The 25,285-nt window shown below is 66.3% G+C and carries 28 protein-coding genes, 1 tRNA gene and 2 pseudogenes; 15 read left to right on the top strand and 16 right to left on the bottom strand.

Going from position 1 to position 25,285, the window contains the following annotated elements; all coding sequences use genetic code 11:
- The first annotated feature begins 99 nt into the window (after window positions 1-99).
- The 4 genes from IE317_RS02330 to IE317_RS02345 all read left to right on the top strand — a co-directional run bounded on the left by IE317_RS02330 (window position 100) and on the right by IE317_RS02345 (window position 4,561).
- A complete protein-coding gene (locus tag IE317_RS02330; RefSeq protein ID WP_191306387.1) occupies window positions 100-1,011 on the top strand; it encodes a PaaX family transcriptional regulator in 912 nt (303 codons plus the stop codon).
- 2 nt (window positions 1,012-1,013) lie between these two features.
- Window positions 1,014-1,793, top strand: coding sequence for an enoyl-CoA hydratase/isomerase family protein (locus IE317_RS02335; RefSeq protein ID WP_191306339.1), 780 nt, complete (start codon window positions 1,014-1,016; stop codon window positions 1,791-1,793).
- A gap of 161 nt (window positions 1,794-1,954) precedes the next feature.
- On the top strand, window positions 1,955-4,168 hold the full coding sequence (locus IE317_RS02340) for a glycosyl hydrolase family 18 protein (protein WP_191306388.1): 2,214 nt from the start codon (window positions 1,955-1,957) through the stop codon (window positions 4,166-4,168).
- 319 nt (window positions 4,169-4,487) lie between these two features.
- Window positions 4,488-4,561: transfer RNA gene (locus tag IE317_RS02345), tRNA-Pro, on the top strand.
- Between the two features lie 275 nt (window positions 4,562-4,836).
- Here IE317_RS02345 and IE317_RS02350 read toward each other — a convergent pair.
- From IE317_RS02350 to IE317_RS02395, 10 genes are all read right to left on the bottom strand, one after another.
- Complete coding sequence (locus tag IE317_RS02350) at window positions 4,837-5,001, bottom strand: YegP family protein (RefSeq protein WP_191306340.1); 165 nt, start codon at window positions 4,999-5,001, stop codon at window positions 4,837-4,839.
- Between the two features lie 350 nt (window positions 5,002-5,351).
- Window positions 5,352-6,464: a tyrosine-type recombinase/integrase gene (locus tag IE317_RS02355; protein ID WP_229902411.1), complete on the bottom strand. Its 1,113-nt coding sequence runs from the start codon at window positions 6,462-6,464 to the stop codon at window positions 5,352-5,354.
- 89 nt (window positions 6,465-6,553) lie between these two features.
- Window positions 6,554-6,772 (bottom strand): helix-turn-helix transcriptional regulator, encoded by a 219-nt coding sequence (locus IE317_RS02360; RefSeq protein ID WP_191306342.1) that lies wholly within the window; start codon window positions 6,770-6,772, stop codon window positions 6,554-6,556.
- 13 nt (window positions 6,773-6,785) lie between these two features.
- Entirely contained in the window at window positions 6,786-8,381 is a 1,596-nt protein-coding gene (locus tag IE317_RS02365; protein ID WP_191306343.1) for a replication initiator, read from the bottom strand.
- Complete coding sequence (locus IE317_RS02370) at window positions 8,381-8,767, bottom strand: hypothetical protein (RefSeq protein ID WP_191306344.1); 387 nt, start codon at window positions 8,765-8,767, stop codon at window positions 8,381-8,383. The genes IE317_RS02365 and IE317_RS02370 overlap by 1 nt, the downstream gene beginning before the upstream one ends.
- Entirely contained in the window at window positions 8,764-10,317 is a 1,554-nt protein-coding gene (locus tag IE317_RS02375; RefSeq protein WP_191306345.1) for an FtsK/SpoIIIE domain-containing protein, read from the bottom strand. The genes IE317_RS02370 and IE317_RS02375 overlap by 4 nt, the downstream gene beginning before the upstream one ends.
- Window positions 10,318-10,651: 334 nt before the next feature.
- Complete coding sequence (locus IE317_RS02380; protein ID WP_229902425.1) at window positions 10,652-10,897, bottom strand: AMED_5909 family protein; 246 nt, start codon at window positions 10,895-10,897, stop codon at window positions 10,652-10,654.
- The gene (locus tag IE317_RS02385) at window positions 10,884-11,150 is read right to left on the bottom strand and encodes a hypothetical protein (RefSeq protein WP_191306347.1); all 267 of its coding nucleotides are present in this window, start codon (window positions 11,148-11,150) and stop codon (window positions 10,884-10,886) included. Before IE317_RS02385 ends, IE317_RS02380 begins: the two co-directional genes overlap by 14 nt.
- A 246-nt stretch (window positions 11,151-11,396) precedes the next feature.
- Entirely contained in the window at window positions 11,397-11,852 is a 456-nt protein-coding gene (locus tag IE317_RS02390; protein ID WP_191306348.1) for a hypothetical protein, read from the bottom strand.
- A 22-nt stretch (window positions 11,853-11,874) separates the two neighbouring features.
- The gene (locus IE317_RS02395) at window positions 11,875-12,099 is read right to left on the bottom strand and encodes a hypothetical protein (RefSeq protein WP_191306349.1); all 225 of its coding nucleotides are present in this window, start codon (window positions 12,097-12,099) and stop codon (window positions 11,875-11,877) included.
- A 237-nt stretch (window positions 12,100-12,336) separates the two neighbouring features.
- On the opposite strand from IE317_RS02395, the gene IE317_RS02400 reads away from it, so the two are divergent.
- Window positions 12,337-13,080, top strand: coding sequence for a DUF5919 domain-containing protein (locus tag IE317_RS02400; RefSeq protein ID WP_191306350.1), 744 nt, complete (start codon window positions 12,337-12,339; stop codon window positions 13,078-13,080).
- Window positions 13,081-13,088: 8 nt separating this feature from the next.
- Entirely contained in the window at window positions 13,089-13,559 is a 471-nt protein-coding gene (locus IE317_RS02405) for an NUDIX hydrolase (RefSeq protein WP_191306351.1), read from the top strand.
- Between the two features lie 7 nt (window positions 13,560-13,566).
- Here IE317_RS02405 and IE317_RS02410 read toward each other — a convergent pair whose 3' ends face one another.
- Window positions 13,567-14,430 (bottom strand): SIR2 family protein, encoded by an 864-nt coding sequence (locus tag IE317_RS02410; RefSeq protein ID WP_191306352.1) that lies wholly within the window; start codon window positions 14,428-14,430, stop codon window positions 13,567-13,569.
- Window positions 14,427-15,413, bottom strand: a complete 987-nt coding sequence (locus IE317_RS02415; RefSeq protein WP_191306353.1) for a ParA family protein — start codon at window positions 15,411-15,413, stop codon at window positions 14,427-14,429. Before IE317_RS02415 ends, IE317_RS02410 begins: the two co-directional genes overlap by 4 nt.
- Before the next feature lie 883 nt (window positions 15,414-16,296).
- Between IE317_RS02415 and IE317_RS02420 the strand changes: the two genes are divergently transcribed.
- On the top strand, window positions 16,297-17,247 hold the full coding sequence (locus IE317_RS02420) for a tyrosine-type recombinase/integrase (protein WP_229902412.1): 951 nt from the start codon (window positions 16,297-16,299) through the stop codon (window positions 17,245-17,247).
- A 596-nt stretch (window positions 17,248-17,843) separates the two neighbouring features.
- On the opposite strand, the gene IE317_RS02425 is transcribed toward IE317_RS02420, so the two are convergent.
- Window positions 17,844-18,712, bottom strand: a protein-coding gene (locus IE317_RS02425; RefSeq protein ID WP_373308954.1) for an IS5 family transposase whose coding sequence is annotated in 2 segments (ribosomal slippage) — window positions 17,844-18,338 and window positions 18,341-18,712 — 867 coding nt in all. Because the reading frame shifts where the segments join, the coding sequence is not laid out codon by codon here.
- A 79-nt stretch (window positions 18,713-18,791) separates the two neighbouring features.
- Between IE317_RS02425 and IE317_RS02430 the strand changes: the two genes are divergently transcribed.
- From IE317_RS02430 to IE317_RS02460, 7 genes and pseudogenes are all read left to right on the top strand, one after another.
- Complete coding sequence (locus tag IE317_RS02430) at window positions 18,792-19,190, top strand: SRPBCC family protein (RefSeq protein WP_191306355.1); 399 nt, start codon at window positions 18,792-18,794, stop codon at window positions 19,188-19,190.
- Between the two features lie 31 nt (window positions 19,191-19,221).
- Window positions 19,222-19,515, top strand: a complete 294-nt coding sequence (locus tag IE317_RS02435) for a hypothetical protein (RefSeq protein ID WP_191306356.1) — start codon at window positions 19,222-19,224, stop codon at window positions 19,513-19,515.
- A gap of 565 nt (window positions 19,516-20,080) precedes the next feature.
- Window positions 20,081-20,554 (top strand): hypothetical protein, encoded by a 474-nt coding sequence (locus IE317_RS02440; protein ID WP_229902414.1) that lies wholly within the window; start codon window positions 20,081-20,083, stop codon window positions 20,552-20,554.
- Between the two features lie 4 nt (window positions 20,555-20,558).
- Window positions 20,559-21,005 (top strand): DUF2255 family protein, encoded by a 447-nt coding sequence (locus IE317_RS45020; RefSeq protein ID WP_191306358.1) that lies wholly within the window; start codon window positions 20,559-20,561, stop codon window positions 21,003-21,005.
- Window positions 21,006-21,007: 2 nt separating this feature from the next.
- Complete coding sequence (locus IE317_RS02450; RefSeq protein WP_191306359.1) at window positions 21,008-21,430, top strand: (R)-mandelonitrile lyase; 423 nt, start codon at window positions 21,008-21,010, stop codon at window positions 21,428-21,430.
- 102 nt (window positions 21,431-21,532) lie between these two features.
- Window positions 21,533-21,958: pseudogene (locus tag IE317_RS45365) on the top strand (SDR family NAD(P)-dependent oxidoreductase); the annotation flags it as partial.
- Window positions 21,955-22,863: an aldo/keto reductase gene (locus IE317_RS02460; RefSeq protein WP_191306360.1), complete on the top strand. Its 909-nt coding sequence runs from the start codon at window positions 21,955-21,957 to the stop codon at window positions 22,861-22,863. The pseudogene IE317_RS45365 and the gene IE317_RS02460, both read left to right, overlap by 4 nt.
- Window positions 22,864-23,206: 343 nt before the next feature.
- Here IE317_RS02460 and IE317_RS44225 read toward each other — a convergent pair whose 3' ends face one another.
- Window positions 23,207-23,536, bottom strand: coding sequence for a hypothetical protein (locus tag IE317_RS44225; protein ID WP_229902416.1), 330 nt, complete (start codon window positions 23,534-23,536; stop codon window positions 23,207-23,209).
- 217 nt (window positions 23,537-23,753) lie between these two features.
- Window positions 23,754-24,029, bottom strand: a pseudogene (locus tag IE317_RS45370) (Leg1-related protein); the annotation flags it as partial.
- Here IE317_RS45370 and IE317_RS44230 point away from each other — a divergent pair.
- Window positions 23,910-24,473 carry a hypothetical protein gene (locus IE317_RS44230; protein ID WP_229902417.1) on the top strand — a complete coding sequence of 188 codons (564 nt, stop codon included), beginning with the start codon at window positions 23,910-23,912 and terminating at the stop codon, window positions 24,471-24,473. The pseudogene IE317_RS45370 and the gene IE317_RS44230 overlap by 120 nt on opposite strands.
- Here the strand turns inward: IE317_RS44230 and IE317_RS02470 are convergent.
- Window positions 24,447-24,872, bottom strand: a complete 426-nt coding sequence (locus IE317_RS02470) for a hypothetical protein (RefSeq protein WP_191306361.1) — start codon at window positions 24,870-24,872, stop codon at window positions 24,447-24,449. The genes IE317_RS44230 and IE317_RS02470 overlap by 27 nt on opposite strands.
- Between the last annotated feature and the right edge of the window lie 413 nt (window positions 24,873-25,285).

Here is a 25,285-nt window from a genome sequence, read left to right on the forward strand (position 1 = left end):
GTGTCCCGTGGCGCTTTGATCACTCACTGTGGGTACCCTGTTCGGTTGTCAGTGCCGCGACACAGTAGTGCCACAACCACAGTGAGGTCGGTGAACAGCATGGGCGAGCCCGCTCCCCCGGTCACCCTCGGCCGCAGGCCGAAGCCGAGGGAAGGCCGGCCGTCCGCGCCGCGGCCCACGGTGAGCCGGCGTCGCGAGGTCAGTCACGCCAGCGCGCGATCGCTGCTCATGACCGTCCTGGGCGAGTACGCGCTGCCGCGGGACAAGCCGGTCTGGACGTCGATGCTCGTCGAGGTGCTCGGCATCCTCGACATCGAGGAGAAGTCGGCGCGGCAGGCGCTGGCCCGCTCGGCCGCCGAAGGCTGGGTGGTGTCCGAGCGCGTCGGGCGCCGCGTGCGCTGGTCGCTGACGCCGCCGGGGCGCCGCCTGCTGACCGAGGGCGCCGACCGGATCTACGCGTTCGGCCGCGAGGAACGCCGCTGGAACGGGCAGTGGCTGATGCTGATCGTCTCCGTCCCCGAGGCCAAGCGCGACCTGCGCCACCGCCTGCGCACGCGGCTGACCTGGGCGGGCTTCGGCTCGCCGGTCGCCGGCGTGTGGGTCAGCCCGGACCTGTCCCGGCAGCGGGAGGCCCAGCAGATCGTCAGCGAACTCGGCCTCGACGCGCAGGCGATGTCGTTCACCGCCGCGTACGGCGAGGTCGGCGAGCAGGAGTCGATGGTCGCCCGGTCCTGGGACCTGACCGAGCTGAAGGACCGCTACGAGGACTTCATCGACCGATTCACCGGCCTGCACCCGACCGGCGGCCGGGCGGTGCTGCGCGCGCAGACCGAGCTGGTCCACGAGTGGCGGCGGTTCCCGTTCCTGGACCCGCAGCTGCCGGCCGAGCTGCTCCCGGCGAAGTGGAGCGGGACGAAAGCGGCGGAACTGTTCCATCACAAACACGTCGACTGGCGCCCCGAGGCCCAGCAGTATTGGGACGACATCGTCGAAGCCGAAGAAGCAGGGTGAACATGACTCAGCAGGTCCGCCTCGATCGTGACGGCGGGCTCGCCGTCCTGACCGTCGACGCTCCGCCGTTGAACCTCTACACGGCTTCGCTGCAGTCTTCGCTGTCCTCGGCGATCGGCGAACTGGAGACCGAACCCGCGCGGGCGCTGCTGATCCGCGCCGAGGGCAAGATCGTCAGCGGCGGCGTCGACGTCTCCCTGTTCGACGCCCAGGGCTCGCCCGCCGAGGCGAAGGTGCTCTTCGACGAGATGCTGGCGGTGCCGGACCGGATCGCGGCGCTGCCGTTCCCGACCGTGTTCGCCGCGCACGGACTGTGCCTGACCTGGGCGTTCGAGGTCGCCGTGGCCTGCGACATCATTCTCGCGGCCTCGCGCGCGAAGTTCGGCCTGGTCGAGAAGGTGGTCGGCCTGACGCCGACCATGGGCGGCACCCAGCGGCTCGCGGCGCGGGCGGGCGTCGGGCGCGCCAAGGAGTTCGTGATGACCGGCGACACCTACGACGCCGCCACGCTCGAGCGCTGGAACGTCGTCAACCGGGTCCTGCCGGACGAGGGTTTCGATGATGCGGCGCGCGCGTTCGCGGCGAAGCTGGCCGAGGGACCGACCCGCGCCCACGCCGCGACCAAGCGCGTCCTCGACCACTTCGCCGTCGGCGGCGTCCCCGAGGCGAACGCCCACATCACGACGATCGCCGCCGAGCTGTTCGAGACCGAAGACCTCCGCGGCGCCGTGAAGTCGTTCCTCGCCGACGGACCGGGGAAGGCGACCTTCTCGGGACGTTAACCGTCCGTTCGGACACCGGTTGCCGCCGTTCGGGCGGGCGCGGTTCTCCTCGCACCGGGTTACATTCGATGTGGTCTAGACCACATCGTCCCCCGCCTCGTGCCGCTTGGAGAACCGCCATGAGACGCACTCCCGCACGACTACGCTCCGCACTCGCCGCCTTGCTCGTCGCACTCGGCGGCACCGCGGCGCTCGCGCCACCCGCCGCTGCCGCCGGTTCGCTGACCGCCACCCTGGCGATGAGCGGCACCACCGGCACGTACACCGTCGCCAACACCGGGACCGCCTCGGTGAGCAACTGGGCGATCACCTTCACGCTGCCCGCCGGCATCACCGCCTCGACGGGCGAAAACGGCACGGTGACCCAGAACGGCACCCAGGTCACGCTGACGCCCGCGTACTACATCGCGACGCTGGCACCGGGCCGGAACACCTACCCGTACAGCCCGACGTTCCGGCTCAGCTCCGTGGCGACGCCGACGCAGTGCCGCGTGGACAACGCCAACTGCGACGGTTCACCGGACACCCCACCGGGCGCGCCGGCGAACCTGCGGCTGGTCGCGAAGACGACGAAGTCGGTCGCGCTGGCGTGGAACGCTTCGGCTGCGGGTTCCCTTCCGGTGACCGGGTACGACGTCTACCAGGGGACTTCCCTGGCTGCTTCGGTGACCGGGACGAGCGCCACGGTCTCCGGGCTCGCGCCGGGCACGGCCTACTCGTTCACGGTGAAGGCCAAGGACGCCAAGGGAAACACCTCCCCGGCGAGTGCTGCGCTGGCCGTGACGACGAACAACCCCGCCGACGACACACAGGCGCCGTCCGCGCCCACCGGGGTGCGCTCGACCGGCGCCGATTCCGGTAGCGTTTCGCTGGCCTGGACGGCGTCGACGGACAACACGGGCGTGGTCAGCTACGACGTGTACCGCGGTTCGGTGCTCGCCACGACGGTGACCACGACGTCGGCCGTGGTGACCGGACTGGCACCGTCCACTTCGTACACGTTCACGGTCCGGGCCCGCGACGGCTACGACAACGTTTCGGCGCCGAGCGCCGCGGTGACCGCCCGGACCGGCGACATCGTCTCGGGCTACGCGAAGGTCGGGTACTTCGTGCAGTGGGGCATCTACGGGCGCCAGTACTTCGTCAAGAACCTGGAGACTTCCGGTGCGGCGGCGAAGCTGACGCACCTGCTGTACGCGTTCGAGAACATCGACCCGGTGAACCTGACCTGCCTGTCCGGGGTCACGAAGGGCACCACGGCCAACCCGCAGGACCCGAACCAGGGCGACGGCGCCGGTGACGCCGAGGCCGACTACTCGCGGCCGTTCTCGGCGGCGCAGTCGGTCGACGGCGTGGCCGACACCGGCTGGGAGTCGCTGCGCGGCAACTTCAACCAGCTCAAGAAGCTCAAGGCGAAGCACCCGAACCTGAAGGTGCTGGTTTCGCTCGGCGGCTGGACGTATTCGAAGTACTTCTCGGACGTCGCGGCCACCGACGCGTCACGCAAGAAGTTCGTCTCGTCCTGTGTGGACACGTGGCTCAAGGGCAACATCGCGCCCTACGGCGGCGCGGGCGGACCAGGCACCGCGGCGGGCATCTTCGACGGCATCGACCTCGACTGGGAGTGGCCGGCGAGCGGTGACGGGCACCCGGGCAACCACTGGAGCCCGAACGACAAGGACAACCTGACGGCGCTGATGGCGGAATTCCGCGCCCAGATGGACGCCTACGGCGCGACGACCGGCAAGCGGTACCAGCTGCACGCGTTCACGCCGGCGGACCCGGCGAAGGTCGCGTCCGGGTGGGACCTGTCGAAGGTGTTCAACTACCTGGACGTGGCGAACGTGCAGGGGTACGACTTCCACGGGTCGGGCAGCGACAACTCGTGGGAGCCGAACCGCACCGGCCACCAGGGCAACCTGTACGCCGACGCGGACGACCCGTACAACTTCCACTTCAGTGCGGAAAGCGCGATCAACGCGTACACGAACGCCGGCGTCGACCCCCGGCGGCTGACGCTCGGCCTGGCCTTCTACGGCCGCGGCTGGCAGGGCGTGGCCGACGGCGGCAAGAACGGCGAGTGGCAGTCGGCGACCGGAGCGGCGCCGGGCCAGTTCGCCGAGGAGGCGGGCACCCGCGGCTACGCGAACCTGGTGGCGAGCGTGCCGGGCTGCACGGTCCACCACGACACGGCTGCGGTGGCGACATCCTGCTACACGGGCAACGGCGGCCAGTGGTGGACGTTCGACGACGCGTGGTCGATCGGGCTGAAGATCACGTGGCTCAAGTCGCGCGGGCTCCTCGGCGTGATGGCGTGGGAGATGTCGGGTGACACCGGCGCGTTGATGAACGCGGTCAGCGCCGGGCTCGGCTGAGGTTCTGTTCAGCCCGCTGAACGCTCCCGTTCAGCGGGCTGGACACACTGAGCCGACTCCCGGCAGCGTCAACGACCGGGGCGGGCCAGCTCCTACACGAAGACGCGATCCGACCTACCAAGGACACATATCCGGGCTGGCCGAATTCGAGCCGTTTCGCAACGATGCTGCGCAATCACATGGCGACCTGACCCACGCAAGCAACCCGACCTGATCTTGCCAGCCCTGTTTTCGCAGGTCAGAGAGACAGAGGACCCTGGTTACAGGGCCGTTCGGCGGGCACGCTAAAGTACTTCCACGCACTCAGGGAGTGCGAGTCCGGGCTGTGGCGCAGTTTGGTAGCGCACTTGACTGGGGGTCAAGGGGTCGCAGGTTCAAATCCTGTCAGCCCGACGGACACAGAAGCCGCTTGGCTTGGGTGAAAGCCCAGGTCGGGCGGCTTCGTTGTGTCAGACCACAAAGTACGCTCACCGCCCGCATCCGTGAGCATGGGGACCACTTGGGGACCGCAGCCCGCCGCGACGGGCGCCGCGTCGACTCGCTAGCAGCACTCCCACAAGAATCCATCCTGACGCTGATCACCGATCTCACGAAACCTGCTGTAGATTGACCGCGCCCCTGCGGCCCGAGGTGCTGATATCACTTCGGACCGCAGGGGCTTCGATCGTTCAGTAAACGATCTTGGCTCCGCCAGCCTGGTTGACGATGGACTGGGCGGCAGAAACAGCGTCCGACTGGTTCCAGTAACGCTCACTGGTTGCCAGCACCTTGTGGTTGACCGAGTTGATCGTGAAATACCACTGGTTGCCGCTGGCGAGGATGCGAATAGTCATCGAACTGATCTTTCTATGCGTTGTGATCACGCAACGTGTCGTTGCGCTCAATGGACGGTAGCTCACCTGAACTTCATGCCGCAACCCACCAAACACTACATATGGCTAATTACGGATCTGCAAGTTGGCACATCTAGGGTTCTGAAAGGTAAGGCAACCCTTCAAGTCTTATGAAATTTCAAACATTAAGCTTCAACATGGCTACCGTAAGTGAATGTCTTACGTTGTCGTTTGACAACCCTTGCCTAACCTCTCCGAATTTGTTTAGTTCCCCAAACAAAAAAGGTTCACTCTTCTGGGTCTTTACGGTGTGCCTCGTTGCGATTGGGCCCTAGATCATCGTTTCACGATCAGTAAACGGCGCGTAGCTGGTTGTGTCTGGGTGATCGCAGATGCCGGGTCAACAGTTCCCCAGCATTCGTTACGGATTGCCGGTCTGGATGGAGGTACCGCTGCGTCGTAGACAACGAGCCGTGCCCCGCGATCTTCCGAAGGTGGTGCACCGGCACGCCCGCGTCCGCCATCCAAGTCAGGCCCGTGTGCCTGAGGTCGTGACGCCGCAGGTGGTCGTACCCGAGCTTTGCCACTACCTCGTCCCACACCGTCGCGTCTCGCAGCACGGCAGTCGTGATTCGGCCACCGCGTGGCCCCTTGAACAGCCGACCGTCCGGGTCGTTGTCGGCGAGTGCGATACGCCGCCGAACCAGCTCCCGGATGTCCTCGATCAGCGGCACCGTCCGAGCCCGCTTGCCCTTCGTCCCCTTGTCCACCAGCCCACCAGGTGACGGCGTCGTCTGCCGGCGAACCGTCCAGGTCCACGACGAGGTGTCGATATCCCCCACCCGACAGCCCGAGACTTCCCCAATCCGAGCCGCTGTGCAGGCGGCGAACAGAACCACGTCACCCCAACCCCGGTACTCCCCCGACGACCGCGCCACCAGAGCATCAGCCAGCGTCGTGAGCGAGATCCAGTCAGGCAGCGCCAGCGACCGCGGATCGTCCAACTCGTCCTCGGCGCGCTTGTACTCCTGCTGCCAGCCGGTCACCCGGGCTGGGTTCCGGTCGATGATACCGTCCCGAAGGGCCTGCTCCATGACTCTGACCAGCACCGCGATGCTGTTCTTCACCGTCGACCGGCTGCACTCGTCCGCGATCCACGCGTGCACCGCTCGGTCGACTGCCCCGTTCGTGATCATGTTGACCGGCAGGTGCCCCAGCGTAGGGACGACCCGCTTCCGCCAGCCGGCCAAGTATGGATCGGTGGTCTTTGCCTCCAGCCCACGCAGGGCGAACGTCATGTTCGTCGTCCCGTAGTCGGCCAGCCTCATCGTCGCCGTGTTCGGATCGACGCCCTGAGCGGCGGCGCGCTCCATCCGGATGATCCAGTCGCGGGCGTCGTCCTCGGACGCGAACGCCTCCGACTTGCTCGGACGTTTCTTCGTCACCGGGTCGATCCACCGCACCCGAGCGCGGTACGGGCTGGCCCGGCCAGGCCGATATTCGACATCGGACGACAACGAGACGCCGAGCGGCAGACGCACATCACCCGCCATCACGCCGCCGCCTGACCTGGATCAACGCGCTTGCTCCGGAGCCATGCTTCAACGTCCGACGCGCTGTACACCGTCACCCGCTCGGACAGCTGCACGAAGGCCGGCCCCTGCGGCGGCCGGGAGGTCCGCCACCTGCGAACAGTCGACGGGTCAACGCCGAGTAGGGCGCCTAACTCCTCGGTAGTGAGCCACCGCCCATCCACCAGACGTAGTTCCATGTCCACTCCCCTCTCAGGCCGCGAGTCCAGTTGCCGAAGTTTCTGGAGGTCTCTCCGCCGCCAGTAGCGCCCGGTCGTACTCGGCTTTCCATGTGATCCGTTCCGCGATCGCCCGCATCACGAGGTGCGGCCGGGGCGGGACCTGCGGGTCTCCGGGCTCGACCTTCCGCCACACCTGCTGTGACCGGTCGACCTCCGGCTTCTCGATCCCGACCGCCGTGAGCGCCTGCAGCACGAACGCCCGCCGGTCGGCCTTGTGGTCGACAAGGGTCTTGCCCGACCACTTCCGCGAGACCAGGACACGGCGACCGGGCAGCCCGAGCGTGCTCCGGCGGTGAGCCCGGCCTTTGCAGTGCCCCGGAGTGGTCTTGCCCGTGACACCCTTGGGTTGAACGCCATAGAGCAGCCAGACCGCGCAGCGCGGCGAACACGGCGTGACCGACAGCTCGGCATGGAGCCGGTCGTGGTGATCGGCCTGGGCCGCGCTGTAGGCCTTGACCACTTCGCCGGTGGACTTGGTGAGGTACTTGGTCAGGTAGCCGATGTGGCGGCCGGCCTCTTCGGTGCCGCCGAGGATGCCCTTCGAGTGCACCTGGCGGCCGAACGTGACGACGTGCGCCGGGTGCTCGACGGCCTCCACCGCGTCGTCCCACCGGGTCAGCGGCTGACGCGTCTCCGGGTCGACGAAGCCGGTATCCGGGCCGTCCCAGACCGGGAGCCGGTCGGCGTAGACGATCTCTTCATGGGACGGCCACCAGACCTGGTGGTAGGTGGCTTCGGTGACCTGGCGGATCACGTCGTGCGGTACCGAGCCTCGGATGGCGGCGTGCAGGTGCGGAGCGGCCCGACGCTGCGGCTCGACCGTGGCGAAGTACTGCGCGTCCCAGCCGACGACCCGGCGGAGGTTCTGCCACCAGCGGTCCACCAGGGCGGAGAAGTGCACGGCGTCCCGAGCCGCCCGCCGGTAGTCATACCGGGCCGGGTCGACCGGGGCACCATCACCGCGAACCGGCCCATAGGTGTCGCAGGTCAGCGTCACGAACATCGACGGCCGGAACTTCCCCGCGAACTCCCGCCCGACCGTCGTCTTCGCCACCTTCCGCCGAGGCAGGTTCGGAGCATCCTGCCGACGACGAGTCGACCGCTTCACCGCCCGCTTCGTAGGCACGTCGACCGATGGCAGGCGACCGCGCATCCCGAGTTGCCGAAGTTCCGCGTCAACCCCGGCAACCTCCTGCCGCAGTTCCTCAGCCTCCGCCTGGTCGTGCTCGACCACCTCCCGGTACGCCGCCACCAGGTCCGCCCGATAGGTCAGCAGCTCCTTGTGATCCTCCGAGGGCGGCTCAGCGGGGAGGACTGGTTCTTCGGTCATGTGCCAGCCCTCGCGGCACTGGGCCTGCCGCAACGCCTTCGCCTTCCGCGCGCACGGCAGGCACACCGATTCCACGGTGGAGCCGCAGGGGACCGGGACGTAGCGGAGTTCGCCGGTCGTGGTGTCGCCGACCTCCATGGTGAAGGGCCGGACGCAGACGCCGTGCTTCTCCGCCGTCGCCCGGATCACGTCGGCAGCCAGCGGGGTCCGCATCCGCTCGGCGCGTGTGTCGCTCATCAGGCCGCCACCTCCCCGGGCGAAGACCAGCCACGCAGCAGATAGACGGGCATGTCCTGCTTCACTCCCGCCGGGAGGTCCGGAAACACGCTCGGTTCGAACCGCACCACACCGAACACCAGGACGGGAATGCCGCATGGGGTCCGGCCAGTGATCGATAGGTGCACCCACTTGCCGTCGCACAAGCGCCACAGCCGCGCCGACACATCCTCGAGGGTCTGCGTCCACACCACCAGCGCCCGGGAGACCTCCGGCAGACCGTCCACGTCGAGCTGGACGGTGATCGGGCTGGACCAGGCGTTGACGTCGACCGACGCGGCTGGCGGCAGCTGATGTGAGTCGAGGTGGTCGCGGATGGCGTCGAGGAAGATCATCAGCCGGTTCACGCGGCCACCCCCTCACTGCCGTGTCGCAGATCCGCGACACCCCCGTTGGTCACGTACGCCTCCAGCGCCTTGACCGTGGCGTCGGAGACCCACCCGGCCCGGATGCGCAGCGGCTCGCGGATGCCCTCGCCCCACACGTAGCCGACGCCGGCCTCTGAGTCGCCGATGCGGTTGGCCCACGCCCCACGCTCATACGCGCCGTCACCGAGGACCATCCCGACGTGCGTCTTGGACGTGACCCGCAGGCATACGCGCCGGGTGAATAGCTCCCGGACCGGGACGGTGTCTTTGGTGGGCTCCTGCACATAGCCACGGACCGAGATCCCCAACGCCCGACCCTGGGTGGTCAGGAGCGCAACGCGTTCCACAATGGCCTCACGGGTCTTGCGGTCGGTGTACTTGGTCAGCGCGCCGATCTCGTCGAACTCCAGCAGCTCCAACGGATACTCCGTCGACACCGGGATAGTCCGCAGCCGACCGGCGAACGCGCGCTTGCGGGATTCCATCTCCTCCACCAGGCCGTCAAGCAGCTCGACGGCGTCTTTCCCGCTGACCGCGTAGCGGGAGAAGATTCCACGCCCGTAGGCCAGCTCCATGCCCTTGGGGTCGATCCCGGACATGCGCACCACGCCGGCCCGAATCGCCGAGACCGCCGCCACGAGTGGACACCACATCACCGAGTTCTTGCCCGCACCCGACGCACCAGCAGTCAGGCAGTGCGCACCCGACCCCAGCAGCGGCACCCGCCAGTCACGCCCGTACTCGGTCCGCCCCGCCCAGACGTTGCGCAGGTCCACACCGGTCGAGTCGACGCCGTCCGGAACCTGGGGGCCGGCCACACCTCCGGCGAGCAGGTCGCGGCGCTGGAAGTCGATCGACACGACGTTGGGGGCCAGCTCGCGGACCTGGCAGCGAGCGACCTTCCTCGCAACGGCCAGCGCCCGGGCGGCCTCGTCGAAGTCCTCCGGCTTCTGCCCGGCCACCAGCTCCACCCGCACCTCATCCCACGACGCGCCCGACCGCACGCCGAGCACCTTGGGCAGCCGCGCGTTCGGCCGGTTCGACGTCGAGCGGGACAGCGCGCGTCGACGACCGACGAGGTTCACGTTCACCACCAGCGGCAGCGCCTCATCCCGCACCGACAGGCCACAGGCGTGCAGCCACTCCGGCAGCTTCCGCCCGTAGACCACCCACCGCGCCCACCACGAGCGCAGGAACCGCCCGCACCACTGATCAAACGAGACGGCGTCGATCGCCCACCACGTGAACAGGAGCACCGCGACGCTGCCGAGGGTGATCATCAGGGACAGCCAGCCGAGCAGCGCACACCAGCCGTAGACCGCGATCACGGCGAGGCTGGTCCGCCACCGCGTCACCACCTGCGCGAGCATCCACACGACCGCCTTGCACAGCCACCAGAGGGCCACGAACACGACGGCCGCCGCAGCCAAGCCTTCGACCACGGTCGCCAGGGCACGACCGATCTTGTGCAGCATCCACACGCCGAGTCCTAGCCCAGCCAGGGCCACTACCGCGAAGCCGGGAGTCATCACCGACCACCCCGCTTCACGTCGAGGTCCAGCGGCAGCATCCCCAGACAGGGAGCGCACTTGGTCTCGCCGGGCAAGAGTTTGGCGAAGCGTTTGCAGGAGGCGCAGCGCGTTCGGGTGACCCCCGTTGACGCTCGCCGGTTGGCGTCGTTTAGCGTTGTCATTGTTCACTTCCGCTGGTTGTGGACAGCGCAGGAGCGGCAAGGTTGGTAGCCAGGCACCGCTTCTGCGCCTTAACGGATCACACGCACCGCAACAGGACGTGTTTCATCACCGCACGTCATAGCGTGCGTTTTTCGCTGATACTGTTAACTTTTCGCTTGTCTACGTGCGACTAATCAGCAGGCGTCCCTTCCGCCTGAAGCTCCGCCGAGATCTCACCTGCCTTCCGCTCCTCGTATCCCGCCCAGTACAACGCCTCGTGATGGTGACCCCGGTCGACATCGGCGACGGCCTTGTACAACCGTGCGTTGCCGAGCCGGAACGCCAGCCACGCCGACGGGTTCGCATCCTTCGGTGGCCGGCGGTCCATCACGACCTCGTGGGCGTCGCGCAACGTCTTCGGCTCACCCCTGCGCACGGTCACGCCTCTCCGCGCGGCCTTCCAGCAGCGCCGCCAGGTCCTGGGCGTGGTCGCGGAGCCGGCGAAGGAACACCGCGCACCCCGTCCACGCGGTCTGGTCCTCCGGCGGCACCAGCGTCACCACGCACAGCCCACCAGCCAGCACCAGAACCGGCGGATGCGACGCGCCCGTCCCGGTCTCCTCCACCGTCACCTCGGTACCCGCGCCCACCGTCCAGCGCAGCCCCAGCCCGTCCCACGTTGCCGTCATGCGATTCCCATTCCCGGGCCAGGTCGGCGAACCCCTCGGCCGCCGACTCCAACGCCGCCACACACCACCACGGCAACCCGCGCACCTGCGCCAGCTCGTGCCACGCCCGCGACACCCGCCGAGCAGCATTCGCCGTGTTCGTCGCACTCACCGGCGACAACACCGCACGGCCGTGCTCCCACGCGGTCATGTAGTCCCGATACGCCTGCTCCCACGCCTCGACCCGCTCGCGGAAGCCCATCCCTGTCACGCCGCCTTCGCCGTCTCACCGGACCCACCGGACCCACCGGACCGAGACGACTTGCTCGCGGCCTGCTTGAACCCGGTCGCCCGGAACACGTAGGACTGGTACTTGAACTCGCCCTGACCAGCCACGCGCGGCTCCGCCGTGAGGCCGTCCAGCTCGATCGGCCGCATCCCCGGCAGCGCTTCCGACGTGGTCGGGACCGGCTGGACGTCGGCGAGAAGGGTGATCTCGAAGGAGGCTCGCTTGGCGCGGGTCTCGGCCGGGTCGGTGACCATGACCTTCCACTGGCGCTTACCGGTCACCTCGTCAACTCGTTGCCGCACCGGACGATTGGCGGCCCGGTCCTCACGCGACTGGTACTCGTTGTCCGGCGACACCTCGCCCACCATCACCAAGCCCTGCGGAAACGCGTCGTCGAAGTCGATCCCGAACCGGTGTCCCTTATCGATAGCCATGCTGAATCCCTTGTGTTGTCTGTTAGTTGGTTTCTTCGGGCGGTTCTCCGCCTCGTGCTGCTGCGGCGTCCAGTGCCGCGCTCACCTCGTCCAGTTCCCTTCGCAGTAAGGCGATGGCGTCGGAGTCCACGAGCAGGACCACCGGGAACGCCTTGCCGAACCGGACTTCCGCGCGGTTTGCGTACGTCAGCGCCCGGACACGAATCGGCAGATCAGCCGTGACGTGGATCTGAACCGTGTCGCGCATGCCACGCCGCGCCTACGCCGCACGTCGGCGAGGTACCGCCCGCTTGTCCAAGCCAGCCGGCCGGATGGCGGTTGCAATCGTCACGCCTACCTCCTCGGTGTCCTGGCCACCGGGCATGCCCCGGCAACCTGACACCCAGACTCCGCCAAAACGCGGGACGTGATCACCACGTGGCGGGACATCTTGGGACGTCCCTGGTACCGTCGAAGACGTCCCTACACGTCCCAAGGGGTGCCGATGCCGAACGAACGCCTGCGTGACGCGCTGCTGCGCAACGGCCTGACGTTGGAGCAGGTCGCCAAGGCTGTCGGGGTCGATCAGAAGACGGTCGAGCGCTGGATCACCAAGAACCGGACGCCCTACCCCAAGCACCGGCACAAGATCGCCGCGATGGCGCGCGAGTCAGAGACCTATCTGTGGCCGGACTCCGTCGCCCCGGAGCGCAAGGCAGAGACGGCCGCCGCCGAGCTGGTGCAGGTTTTCCCACACCGCAACGCCGTCCCCGTCGAGCTGTGGGACCGGCTGATCAAGGAAGCATCGCAGACCGTCGAAATCCTGGTCCACGCTGCGTTGTTCCTGGTGGAACGCCCGCGGTTCATCAAGGACCTGGCAGCCAAGGCAGAGACCGGCGCGAGGATTCGGCTCGCGTTCGGAGACCCCGAGGGTGACAGCGTCGCACTGCGCGGCGAGGAAGAGCAGCTCGGCGACGGGACACTTGCGGCGCGCATCCGCAACGCCCTGGCGTTCTACCGGCCACTGGTCGGAGTCGACGGCGTGGAGATGCGGTTCCACAACACGACGCTCTACAACTCGGTCTTCCGGTTCGACGACGAGATGATCATCAACACGCACGTGTACGGCTTCCAGGGCGCCCACGCCCCATCCCTCCACCTGCGGAGACTGTCCGCCGGGGACCTCTTCGAGACCTACTCAGAGAGCTTCGAGTCAGTCTGGAACCTCGCCAAGCCGGCCACCTTCTAGGAGGCAGCATGACCCGAGTCGACTACTACAACGACCCGAACGCACCCAAGGCCAACAGCATCGCCGTCGCAGTATCAGCGTTCATCCAGGACGACGAAGGCCGGATCTTGATGATCCGGCGCACGGACAACGACCTGTACTCCATCCCAGGTGGCCAACTAGAGCTCGGCGAGACGCTCGCCGAAGCAGCGGTCCGAGAAGTTCGGGAGGAAACAGGCATCTCATGCGAGGTCACAAGCGTGATCGGTCTGTACTCAGATCCTAAACATGTCATCGTTTACGACGACGGCGAGATTCGACAAGAATTCTCTATCTGCTTTCGTGCATCACCCATTAGTGGCGAACTGACCACTAGCAATGAGAGCAGAGAAGTTCTTTGGGTCCCTCCAGCGAGGGTTAAAGACTTGAAGGTACACCCCTCAATCTCTCTCCGCATTGGACATGCTCTCAGACTCAGCACGGAAACCTTCTTCTCATAAGCATCAGCTACCAATCCTGTCTTTCCGCTATGTCTTCACGCTTGTCTTCGACAAGATCGACCAACTCTTTGACACTTGCAGTCAGTTCATGATGACCGTCAGAACCCGAGTAGCGCAGAAGCCTGATATTCATGTTCGACTTTATTGACACATCAAGGTCCGTGCTAATTTCACCTTCTGGCGACGTCATGTAATGCACCGGAGCCGACGGTTGATTGTGCGCATGCTCCTCAAGAAAGAGTCGCAGGTCGGGATCATTTAGACCGCACCCTAGAAAAACGAAGGTGTGAGTCAGAAAAAGAGCGTCGACCAGATTTTGAAAGCCGCGGTAACGGTGACGAACTAGCGCGTAGTCACCCCGAGTAAAGACCGTCTTTGACGGCTCGTCGATACTTCCATGAACCTTGACCACAGCGCGGTAATTACGCCTCATCACAAGCGGCGTGTCGTCATCGTAGTAGTTTTTAACTACCGTGTCGCCCTGAGTTTCATTTAAAGCATAAACATCAAATATCTTGTCGAAATTCTGAGTTAAGACTAGGCGACAGTCGAGCTGAAATAGCGACTTATGAATATCAGCTGCCCGATATCGAGGGCGCGAGAACTCATTCGCGAGAATTTCGTTCCATTGGTCAGCCAACCTGACTTTCAGCAACTCGCATGCCGTAAGGTAGTCCTTAGACTTGAGTAGTTCTTGTATTACCTCTTTGCCATCCTCGCATTTATCTAGACAGGCCAGCAGGAATTGCTCCCAATTCGGAGGGCGCTTGCCGTTGTCTGCGACAGAGTTGGCCGACACCCCGGCACCCAGGAAGAGAACAGCCTTGCGTCTAGCGACATCTTCAATCAACTCGCTTGGCCATTTGATCATGAGAGTGTTCCCAGGTTACTAGTCAGCCTGTCGGCAATGTTCTGAATAATCTCGTGATATTCTTTAACCTTCGCGAAGTGAGCACCGACTACGCCATCGGCCCCACGTAGACTAAAAATTGGCTTCCTGCTGGTCTGAGACATTGGTATGAGACTGTGAAAAGTAGGAATACTACCCAAAGCAACGTCGTCCAAAGAAAGAATACTCTCATCCAGAAAGTTGTCCTTGATCTTACCTGCGACTTCATTCATGATATTGTCGTAGGCTCTAACCGGTCGACGCTCCCCATCGGCATTCCTCTTTGCCGTGTACTGCTGTGTCACATACCCAAGGAACTGCAGCTTCCACCGCGGATCTTTGACCTCAAGGTCGTCTTTATTCTCGTTTTGCGCGAGACCATTATGCAGTTGCTTTCTCCAGTTTTTGATAGAGATAGCAATATTATCAATAGCGCGCAAACTGAAAATGTCGATTGACATGGGCGTAACGAAGAAGTCGGCACCTATTAGCACGGAGCGATTTATAGCGCCCAGCGAAGGGCCCATATCAAACATAACGAGGTCGTAGTCTTGACACCTCTCGAGTAGTTGCGTGAATGCGAAGCTTGTTCTCAACCCCCGGGTTTCACCTCCTCGCGCTTGCGCCCAATCACTCGCTAGGACATCTTCGGTCAAAGCTAGGCGTGGGTCCCCCGGAATAACATCGACGCCAAAGGCTTTAGAAAACGTCGGACTCAACTCGTTCGAAAATCCTTTACCAAGCGCGAGAGGCTTGATGATGCTGTCGACCGTGAAGTTATCTTGCTCGTAGATGTTATCAACGTCTTCATCACTGAAGATGTTTTGAGTTGCGTTGCATTGCGGATCGGCATCCACAACAAGGACACGCTGCCCTCTTTCGAGCGCCAAGAATCCAGCCAGGTTACAAAGGAGAGTGGTCTTCCCCACGCCTCCTTTGTTGTTGAACACTGCAATAGACTTCACAGCTTAAGTCTCCTTGAGTACTACAGGACTGCCGAACTTGGCTCTATGGGATCAAGGGCGCGCCGCCGGTGGCGGCGCGCCTGTCGCCTATGCAGCCCCTCGCCTTGGCGGCCGCATCCGCTTCCGACACGGCGGGCTGCCGCTCCGCTTCGCCCGCCGGCCGGGCGGTGCGGCCGCCAGCGGGTCACCTGGCGCAGCGCCGCACGGCGGCGGCACACGAGTTCCCTGAGCCATCCCGGCCTCCTCGACGAGCTACGAGCGGTGGTGACATTCGGGTCGCTCGTGAGTCGATCTCTGTTACGCAGGGTCGTGAGAGACCTCCATCCCGAAGCCTGATCGTGACAACGGCCGGTAGCACCGGCCGCATGGAGGCTTCGTATCGGGATGCAGGGCAGGGTGTGGCTGGGTCCGCCAGGCCGTCTCCAGGCCGTCAGAGGTCAGGAAGAGGCAAGCACCCGCGAGAACTGATGACAGACAAAAACCGCAGCTCAGAGCACCTAGAATGCGCCAAAGTCAAGGTCAAGAAGAGGCCCGGAGCAGATCATCGCGATCTGGTCGGTCAAGCCCGACCTTGGGGACCACCGGGGGACCACACGTCGTGCGCGTCGATGAACGACCAGGCGTTTCCGCCACGCCAGTTGATCACACGCACGGACCCTGAGCTGCGAAAACCCCGACTCCCCCGTCCTGGGGGTCAAGGGGTCGCAGGTTCAAATCCTGTCAGCCCGACCGGACAGCGGGTTTCCGCAGCTCACAGCTGCGGAGGCCCGCTTTTTGCTGTGGTCATGGGTGTCGTTCCGGTCTAGCACAGCGCTCGGTGACACCTTGACTGGAGGCTCTCCCCATGCCGACGAATTTGACCAAACAGGGTCTGCCCAGGCCCGTGGACGACACGTGGCGTTCCTACGTCGAAGAGTGGGACCGTAGCCTGCGCGCCGCGAACCGTCCGCACACGACCCGCTACAACTACGAGCTCGCGGTCACTCAGCTCGCCGACTTCCTGGGCGGCTCCGAGCTACCGGAGTTCCTCGCGAAGATGGACATGTCCCCCGACGACGACAGCGACGCCGCAGAAGACCCGACCGACGTCGGACGCAAGCACGTCGAGTGGTTCATCGCCTGGATGATCGACAGCCGCTCCGCTTCGACGGCTCTCAACAAGTACAAGGGGGTCCAGCAGTTCTTCAACTACCTCCTCGAGTGCGAGGAGATCGATCGCCATCCGATGGAGAAGCTCAGTCAACCGAACACACCGGACAAGCTGGTGCCGGTGGTGTCCGATGACGAGCTGACCCGCCTGCTTGCTACGTGCCGAGGAAAAGGCTATCGCGACCGGCGCGACCTGGCGATCATCCGCCTCTTCCTCGACACCGGCGCCCGGCTCACAGAGGTCGCCAACCTCAAAGTCCAGGACGTTGATCTCCGACGGGACGGCATCCTCGTCCACGGCAAAGGTGACCGCCAGCGGTTCATCCCTTTCGGCGAACACACCGGCCAAGCCATCAGCCGCTACCTCCGCACTCGCAGCCGCCACGCGGCAGCAGACCTCCCTTACCTGTTCCTCGCCGAACGCGGACGCGAGCAGCTGAAACCGAATGGCATCAAAATCATGATCCGCCGCCGCGGCAACGCCGCCGGCATCCCGCACATGCACGCTCATCGGCTCCGCCACACCCTGTCGCACGTCTGGCAGCGTGAACAGGGAAACGAGTCCGACCTCATGGCCATCATGGGCTGGCGCTCCCCCGAAATGCTCCGCCGCTACGGCGCGAGCGCCGCCGCTGAACGAGCAGAAAATACCCATCGAACGCTAAACCTGGGCAACCGCGTATAAGCAGCGGTGCTGCCGCTGCTCAACCTCCGAGCAGCGGCAGCACGGCAAGAACACAAGGACACGTCACCTCGCACGCCAGGGATTTCTCCGGCACGATTGCTGGCACATATCCCCGGACACCTGGGTCGGGGGTGGCCAGACCGACAGCACACCCGAAGTATCACGAGGCGTGTTCTCAAAGGGGGACTCGAACAAACGTTCGTGGCATCCCTGCGGGGGATGCGTGTTCATGCGACCGACCATAGCGCTGCAAACCGGCCGGACGCCAGCCGGTTCATGTCTGTGTGCACCGTCGGAGGCCCTCTGCCAACCGTCGCACAGCTGCGAGTCTCGTCTGCAGCCTGCTGCCCACGTGCAGGAGCTGCTCGATCGACTTCACCAGGGAGAAGAGGCGGTGAGGCGACGGCGGCCGAGGGGACCACACCGCTGCGGCATGGCGTCGCCGGCCGGACTCCCCAACGCGGGCGGCCCTGAGCGCCCCGACTGCTGCGGTGCGGAGCGACCGCACGATCACCCGTTCGCCGGCCGGGGAAGCAGCTTTCGACCGCCGGCCCGGCAGCGAGGTATGACGCGGCGACTAGGAGCTGTCCTGTAAGTCATCGGAGCCAGAGGACGATGGCGGCGATGGTGAGTTCGGCCTGGTAGTAGGCGGCCCGTTTGGCGTAGCGGGTGGCCAGGTCACGGAACTGCTTGAGCCGGTTGAAGCAGCGTTCCACCACATTGCGCTGCTTGTAGACCTCGGCATCGAACGCGGGTGGTCGCCCGCCGCGGGCACCTTTGGCGACGCGGCGGGCGATCTGATCGTCCCGCTCCGGGCTGACGAAGCTGATCCGCCGGTCGCGCATCGCCTCGCGCGTCGAGGGATGCGAATAGGCCTTGTCCGCGATCACCGTCTCCGGCCGGCAGCGGGGCCGCCCTGGCCCGATCCGGGCGACGCTGATGCCGTCCAGCAGCGGTAGCAGCTGCGGATTGTCTCCCGCTTGGCCCGGGGTGAGCAGGAACCGCATCGGCAGACCACGCCCCTCGACGGCGAGGTGGATCTTGGTGCTCAGCCCGCCGCGGGACCGGCCGAGTCCTTCCCCGTCACAGGAGAGGGCTTCGATTCCGTCGCTGCATCCCCCTTTTTCCGGGCACCAGCGGCATGCTGGTGCGCCCGGACCACGCTCGAGTCCACCGAAATGATCCACTCGAGATCACCGACGGCGTCGTCTTTGACGATCACCCGGTCGAGGATCTTTTCCCAGGTGCCGTCCTTGGTCCACAACCGCAGCCGTTCATGCGCTGTTTTCCACGGCCCGTAGCGCTCTGGCAGGTCACGCCACGGGGCACCGGTGCGCAGCTTCCACAAGATCGCGTTGATCACCTGACGGTGATCCCGCCACCGCCGGCCACCGCCTTGCTGCGGCGGCAGCAGCGGCTCGATCACCGCCCACGCCTTATCCGTCAACTCACCCCGACCAACCACCGGGCACAACTACCAGAGAACCAGCTCAACCACTTACAGGACACGCCCTAGCCGGCAGCGGGCGGGGTATGTGGACTTGGTGACCCAAGTTCGAGGCACCAGCCGCGCGATGGCCGCGGACGCCGACATCGTCCTCAACACCGCCTCCGACCTCACCCGGGCCCCGGCGTGGCTCCCGGCCCCGGTGGAGGTCGTCGGCACCGGAACAGGCACGGTCGATCTGCGGTGGCGCGACGACCGGGTGCGCCGCTACGAGGTCGACCTCAAGGCGGCCGAGCACCGGCTGGCATGGCACCCGGCCGGGGACGGCGGTTGGGCGGGCGAGCTGCGGGTCACCGAGCAGGGGGCCGGGTCCAGCCGCGTGGAGCTGCTGGTGGAGGCCGACGACGACGTCGACGCCGGAGAGGTGCGCACGGTGCTCGACGCGGCACTGCGGGCCTTGGCCGCCGAAGTCGACCAGAACTTCAACGTCAGCTGACCACACCACCAGCACGGAAGGTGAGGCACAGATGCCCAGGCGGTCGGATCCCGCGGTAGCCGCGTCCAGCCGGTGGACCGACGACGAGGGCGTGCGCGAGCCCGGCGGATCCGTGCACGCTTGGCGGCCGGGCACCAACCAGACCCTGTGCGGACTGCCGTTGCACAGGGCCGGCTTGGAGCGGTTCCCCCACGTGCTGTGGATCGACGCCCGTTGGCTGGCCGACACCACCGACGAGCGCATGGTGCTCTGCCACCGGTGCGCCGCCGCGGCCGGCGACCGTCCCGGGCGCCGGCGGTGGACGCGGGAGCGGCCGAGGCCCTGACGCGCGGTCCGGCGGCCCCCGCTCGTCGCTTCGAAGGCGGCGGGACACCATCCCCCCTTCGGGCGCGCCCGAAGTCCGTCGCCACGGTCGGATCACGGTAACGCGGACCATCGCCTCGACCACTCGCAGCCCGGACGAAGATTTCGCGCCCCTCCTTCCCCCGTGCCGGGTGCGGGAATCGAGATCACACCGGCCGTCAGCCGGGCACGACGATGATCCCCCCCTGCGCCCCTCCCCGGCGCTACGCCAACGATCCGTTGGCGTTCTCCACGCTAACGACCAAGCTGGTCAACAAACAACCGTGCAGCAGGTGAGATAACCGCAGTGGAGTATGAGGCGCATTCGCGCGCACACGCAGAGTCGATCACCGGGCTGCGGAGTAGGCCATACGTGGCTTGCCGACCACCCGCAGCTCTTGATGTCCGTGTCATAATCCTGGCCGCATACATCACATCGACAACATGACACTCAACGCACTGTCCTGCCGACGAGCGGGCCGCTACAGCCAGCAGCCCACGATAGTAATCGGATGACGGGACCATCGTGTCCGGCCACAATGCTGGACGTGCGACTTACCTGGGCCATCAAGCACCACGGTTGGGCTCTCTGCTCCGTCGAAGACGAGCACACCAGCGCCGAGGTGTTCGCTTCCTACATCGCTGATGGTCCCGAGCAACTGCTGAGAGCTGTCGCCAGGATCATCCTCCACGAGACCCACACCCAGGCCGAATTCGAAGCCGAACCGACCGTTTACCGCTGGTTTCTCCATCGTCGCGCGAACACGGTCACGATCCGCCTCGTCGAAGGTGCCGACTGGAAGACACCTGAGCACGAGGGAAGCCTGCTCTGGCAAAGGGAGCAGCCAACGACCACGCTCGCCAGAACCGTGCTCAGAGCATTCGACACCGTCGCCGACGAGATGGGCGAGGTCGGCTACCAGACCCAGTGGGGTCGTCCGTTCCCCCGACACGAACTGGAAAGTCTCCGTTCGGCCTGGCGCAAAGCGGTCCAGCCCTCACCGCGGTCGACCGCCAACTGAGCCAATGACGTCCCGCTGCCGATCCGTCGTCCTGGACGCGTCGGGTACTGCGTTACCGCCCTCTGCCCGCCCCGTCGATCATCCGATTGCCCTGTCATGCCGACGGGCGGATGAGCGGAGCCGGGTAGGACCACCGGGCCACATCAGTGGCATCAAGCCTTGGGCCGTCGAGCACGACGGCGATCTCTACGTGCGTTCGGTCAACGGCCCGGACGCGGCCTGGTACCGCGGCACCCGCACCCGCCACGAAGGACAGATCACCGCGGGCGGGCACTCCGAGGACGTCACCTTCGTCGACGCTGCCGCCGACACCGCGCTCAACGACGCGATCGACCGCGCCTACCGCACCAAGTACCGGCACTACGCCGCGAACATCATCGACCACATCACCGGCACCCAGGCACGGTCCACCACCATCCGGGTCGTGCCTCGCCACTCCACAAAGGACTAACCATGCAGTTCCTGCCGAAACCCGCGTCGGCCAAGGGCCCCGCGGACTGGTTCACCGGCGATGTCCACTTCGACGTCATCGCCGCGGGCACCGAAACCCGCGGCAAGGTCAACGCTGTGCACTTCGCCCCCGGCGCCCGCACCGCCTGGCACCGGCACGTCAACGGCCAGACCCTGCACGTCACCGAAGGGGCCGGCCTCACGCAATCCCGCGGCGGCGACGTCGTCGAAATCCGCTCCGGCGACACCGTCTGGTGCCCGCCGGGCGAGTGGCACTGGCACGGCGCCGCGCCCGAGTACTTCATGACCCACCTGGCCATCTGGGACGGCCTCGCCGACGGCCAGGACGGCCCCGAAACCGAATGGGGCGAGCACGTCACCGACGCCGAATACCACGCCGCAACCAGCCGGCCCCAATCCTCCTGAAAGGCCGGTCCCATGCCCCAGCGAACTTGGCTCATCACCGGCGTCAACAGCGGCTTCGGCCGTGAACTGACCGGCGCGGCCGAATAACTCAGCGACGCCCGGGTCGAGCACATCGTCGCCACCAACCTCACCGGCTCGATTCACCTCATCCGCAGCGCACTGCCCCGCCTACGGGAACAAGGCCACGGGCGAATCATCCAGATCTCCTCCTACGGCGGGCAGGTCGCCTTCCCCGGCAACTCGCTCTACCACGCCACGAATGGGACATCGAAGGCTTCGCCGAATCCCTCGGCCGCACTCGCCCCCGGCGACCCCGCCCGGACGGCCACCCGCATCATCGAATCCGCCGACCGCGACCCGGCGCCGATGCGCATCGTCCTGGGCTCGCAAGCCCTGCACGTGACACTGCAGACCCTGCGCGCGGATCGCGGACTTCGAGAGACAGCACGAACTTGCGGTGTCGACCGACGAGCTGCCCGGCGAATAGCAGGCAGCTCCCAGACCTTAAGAAAGGACCACTCCCGATGACCACAAGGGTCACCTCCCCGCACGATACGTTCGAGCTCAACAACGGGGTCCGGATTCCCGTGATCGGGCTCGGGGTGTTCCAGACCCCGCCGGAGCGGACCGTGCAGGCGGTGCAGGCCGCCCTGCAGGCCGGGTACCGGCACATCGACACCGCCGCCGCCTACCGCAACGAACGCGAAGTCGGCGAAGGCATCCGCCGCTCCGGCATTCCCCGCGAAGACGTGTTCGTCGAGACGAAGATCTGGGTCAGCGACTACGGTCACGACCAGACACTGCACGCGTTCGAAAAGGCCACAGCCAAGCTCGGCTTCGACACCATCGACCTGCTGTTGCTGCACCAACCCGCCGTCGGCGCGTTCGACCGCACCATCGGCGCCTACCGGGCGCTGGAGAAGCTCCTCGCCGACGGCCAGGTGCGCGCGATCGGAGTCAGCAACTTCACCCCGGCCGTGCTGGACCGGCTGCTCGCCGAGGTCGACGTCGTGCCCGCGGTGAACCAAATCGAGCTGCACCCCTACTTCACCCAGGCCGCCACCCAGCGCGCGGATGCTGAGCACGGCATCCTCACCCAGGCGTGGTCACCGATCGGCGGGATCACCTTCTACGGCGGTTATGACGGTCCCGGCAAGAGCACCCTGACCGACCCCACGCTGCGCGAGATCGCCGACCGGTGCGGGAAGACCCCCGCGCAGGCCATGCTGCGCTGGCACCTGCAGCAGGGCCGCTCCGCGATCCCCAAGTCCACCAACCCGGCCCGCATCGCCGAGAACACCGACATCTTCGACTTCGCCCTCGGCCGTGAGGACCTCGCCGCGATCGACGCGCTCGACACCGGAGTGCGCAGCGGACCCGACCCCGAACAGCCCCAGCCACAGTTCTTCGAATTCCGTATCCCCGAAGCTTGAGTCCGCGCGCTACTTCCCAAAGGTCACACTCGTGACTGAGGAAATCGCCGCCCTGATCGGCACCGGAAGCATCGGCGTGGCCGTCGCCCGCCGCGCCGCGGTCGGCCGCACTCTGCTGCTGGCCGACTACAGCCCCACCCGGCTGGAGACCACTGCCGACCTTTGCGCGGTGAAGGCTACGACGTCCGGACCCACTCACCGATGTCGGCGACCGCGCCGCCGTCACCGCGCTCGCCGACACCGCCGCCGGCCTCGGGCAGGTCACCCGGGTGGTTCAGGCCGCCGGACAGCTACCGCCATACAAGCAACCCGATGTGGGTGCGGTGCTGACGGCGGTCCGGGCTCAGCGGCGCACGAGGTAGACCAGCAGTTTGCGGCGATCGGCCGAGTTGTCCGTTCGCGGGTTGAACACTGCGTCGAGCAGCGGCAGCACTTGGGCGCGGGCTTCGCGGGTGCGCATGATCCGTTGCCACAGTTTCAGGTTGAGCCGGGAGCGCCACCTCGGGGTGTCGGCCAGCTTGAGAACGTTGTCGACGTTGCCGCGGACCTTGGCCGGCAAGGTGCGCAGGTCTTCGGGTGTGCCGAGCAGCGGCTCGGGCAGCACGTCGAGGCCGTGTGCGGTCATGAAGTCGAAGTCGGTCGGCCAGGCCGCCGCCCACAGGTAGTCGACCATCCGGCACCAGCCGCGCAGGGAACCTGACCTCCAGATCCGGCCAGGGGGCCGCGTCGATGCCGCCGAGTACTTCGGCCACCACGTCCAGGCACGTCTTGTGCGCTTTCCACAACGCCAGGCGCGCCGGTTCCGGGTCCGTCGGCCCGTCGCTTCCGCCCACCAGGGCGAAGTAGGCGCGCCAATCGGCCATCGCGTCGGTGAACTCCGCCGGCACGACCCCGCCCGTGACGTACCGGAACCGGGACGGGGTCGGCGGGTCGGCGATCGGCAGGGCCGGTACCACTCCGGCGGCTCCGGCCGCCAGCCACGGGATGACGCTGAGCGTGTAGTTGCCGTAGCCCCACGGAGAGTCCGGATCGATCCGCCCGTCCTGGTGGGCGGCGGCGCCCAGCCGACCGGTGCGGAACTGCCACTGGTGCTGAAACGCCAGGCCCCACAGGGGGTTGAGCCGGTTGTCGGCGCCGAACCGGCCCACGTGGTTGGTGTGGTCGATCATCATCCGGTAAGCGGCCATCCGCTGCTCGAACCGGAACGGATCGAAGACCTCCACCAGATCTCCCGCCGACGTCCAGATCGAAGACAGGTCCAGGGCCGTCAATTCTTCGGGATACGCCATGACCGGGATCCTCCGCGGTGGTGTGATCATCTGTTCGGTGCGTTTGCCGGAGTGCTGTGGGTCGCCGTGGTCGGCGATCACCACTTCACTCCGTGCGCCCCCGTCGCGCCAGGACACGATGTGGTGAAGCGAGGCGTGACAACGCTGAACCGTTCCACCGCCCCTTCGCTGGTGACCGCGCGGTCGGACGCGCTCAAGGTCGGGGTGGGCAGCGGCCGCGGCGCGCTGTGGAAGACGCGGGTTTTGTTACCCCACTGGAGCCCACGTGAGCGTACGATCCCGGCCCGGGCACGCTCAGGGGATCGCGTGCCAGCGGGCTGAACGATCACCGGTGCGCAGGGAGTGGACACGGTGGTGCAGTTCCGCGGCGGCCGCGGGTTTGCCGGGGGCGAGGCGGACGTAAGCACCGAGGGCGTGCGGTTCGGTGATGTCGCGCCGCAGGGGCCAGCCGGGCGAGTCGAGGATGTGGTAGCCGTAGGCGGCCACGAACCGTCTCCGGTCGGCTCCAGGTTCGTGGAAGTGGTCCGGGATGCCGGTGAGCAGATCCAGCTCGCGCGGGCCGAGGCAGGCGCCGTCCCAGTCGACCAGCAGCCAGCTGCCGTGGCCGGGGTCGCGGACCAGGTTTCGCTGTGCGCGTCGGCGTGGACGAGCTCGTCGCGGAGCGGGAACGTGGTGGCGGTGAAGGTGCTGGCCAGGGTGCGGCCACGGTGGAGCAGCCACGTCCGGTCATTGGTGAGGGCTGGGCGTCGACGTCCGTGGTCGAGGTCGAGTGCTTCGAACAGCTGCCAGGCGGAAGGAGCCGGGCGTCTCCCCCGTGACGTGCGTCCGACCGCACGGCGGTCCAGCTGCGATGTGTCGAGCCAGGTTCCGGTTGGCCGGTCGGCCGGCGGGTATTCGGTCGCCGGCACGGCCCGTGGGGCCGCGCCGGCGACCTGATCGCCACCGCGACACCTCTAGCAGCCGACACCGCCGAGGCCGCGACCACACCATCGCCCAGTGCAGGTGGCCGAGCACAAAAGGAGAACCGTGATGGGTGCGTCGACACCGGCCGGACACGGCACGCGGCGGTCGCGGCCGTGGCTGCGGATGTTCTTTCTCGGCGCGGCGCTGTGGGTGGCCGCGGTCGTGATCAC

The organism is Amycolatopsis bullii, assembly GCF_014654205.1.
GTDB lineage: Bacteria > Actinomycetota > Actinomycetes > Mycobacteriales > Pseudonocardiaceae > Amycolatopsis > Amycolatopsis plumensis.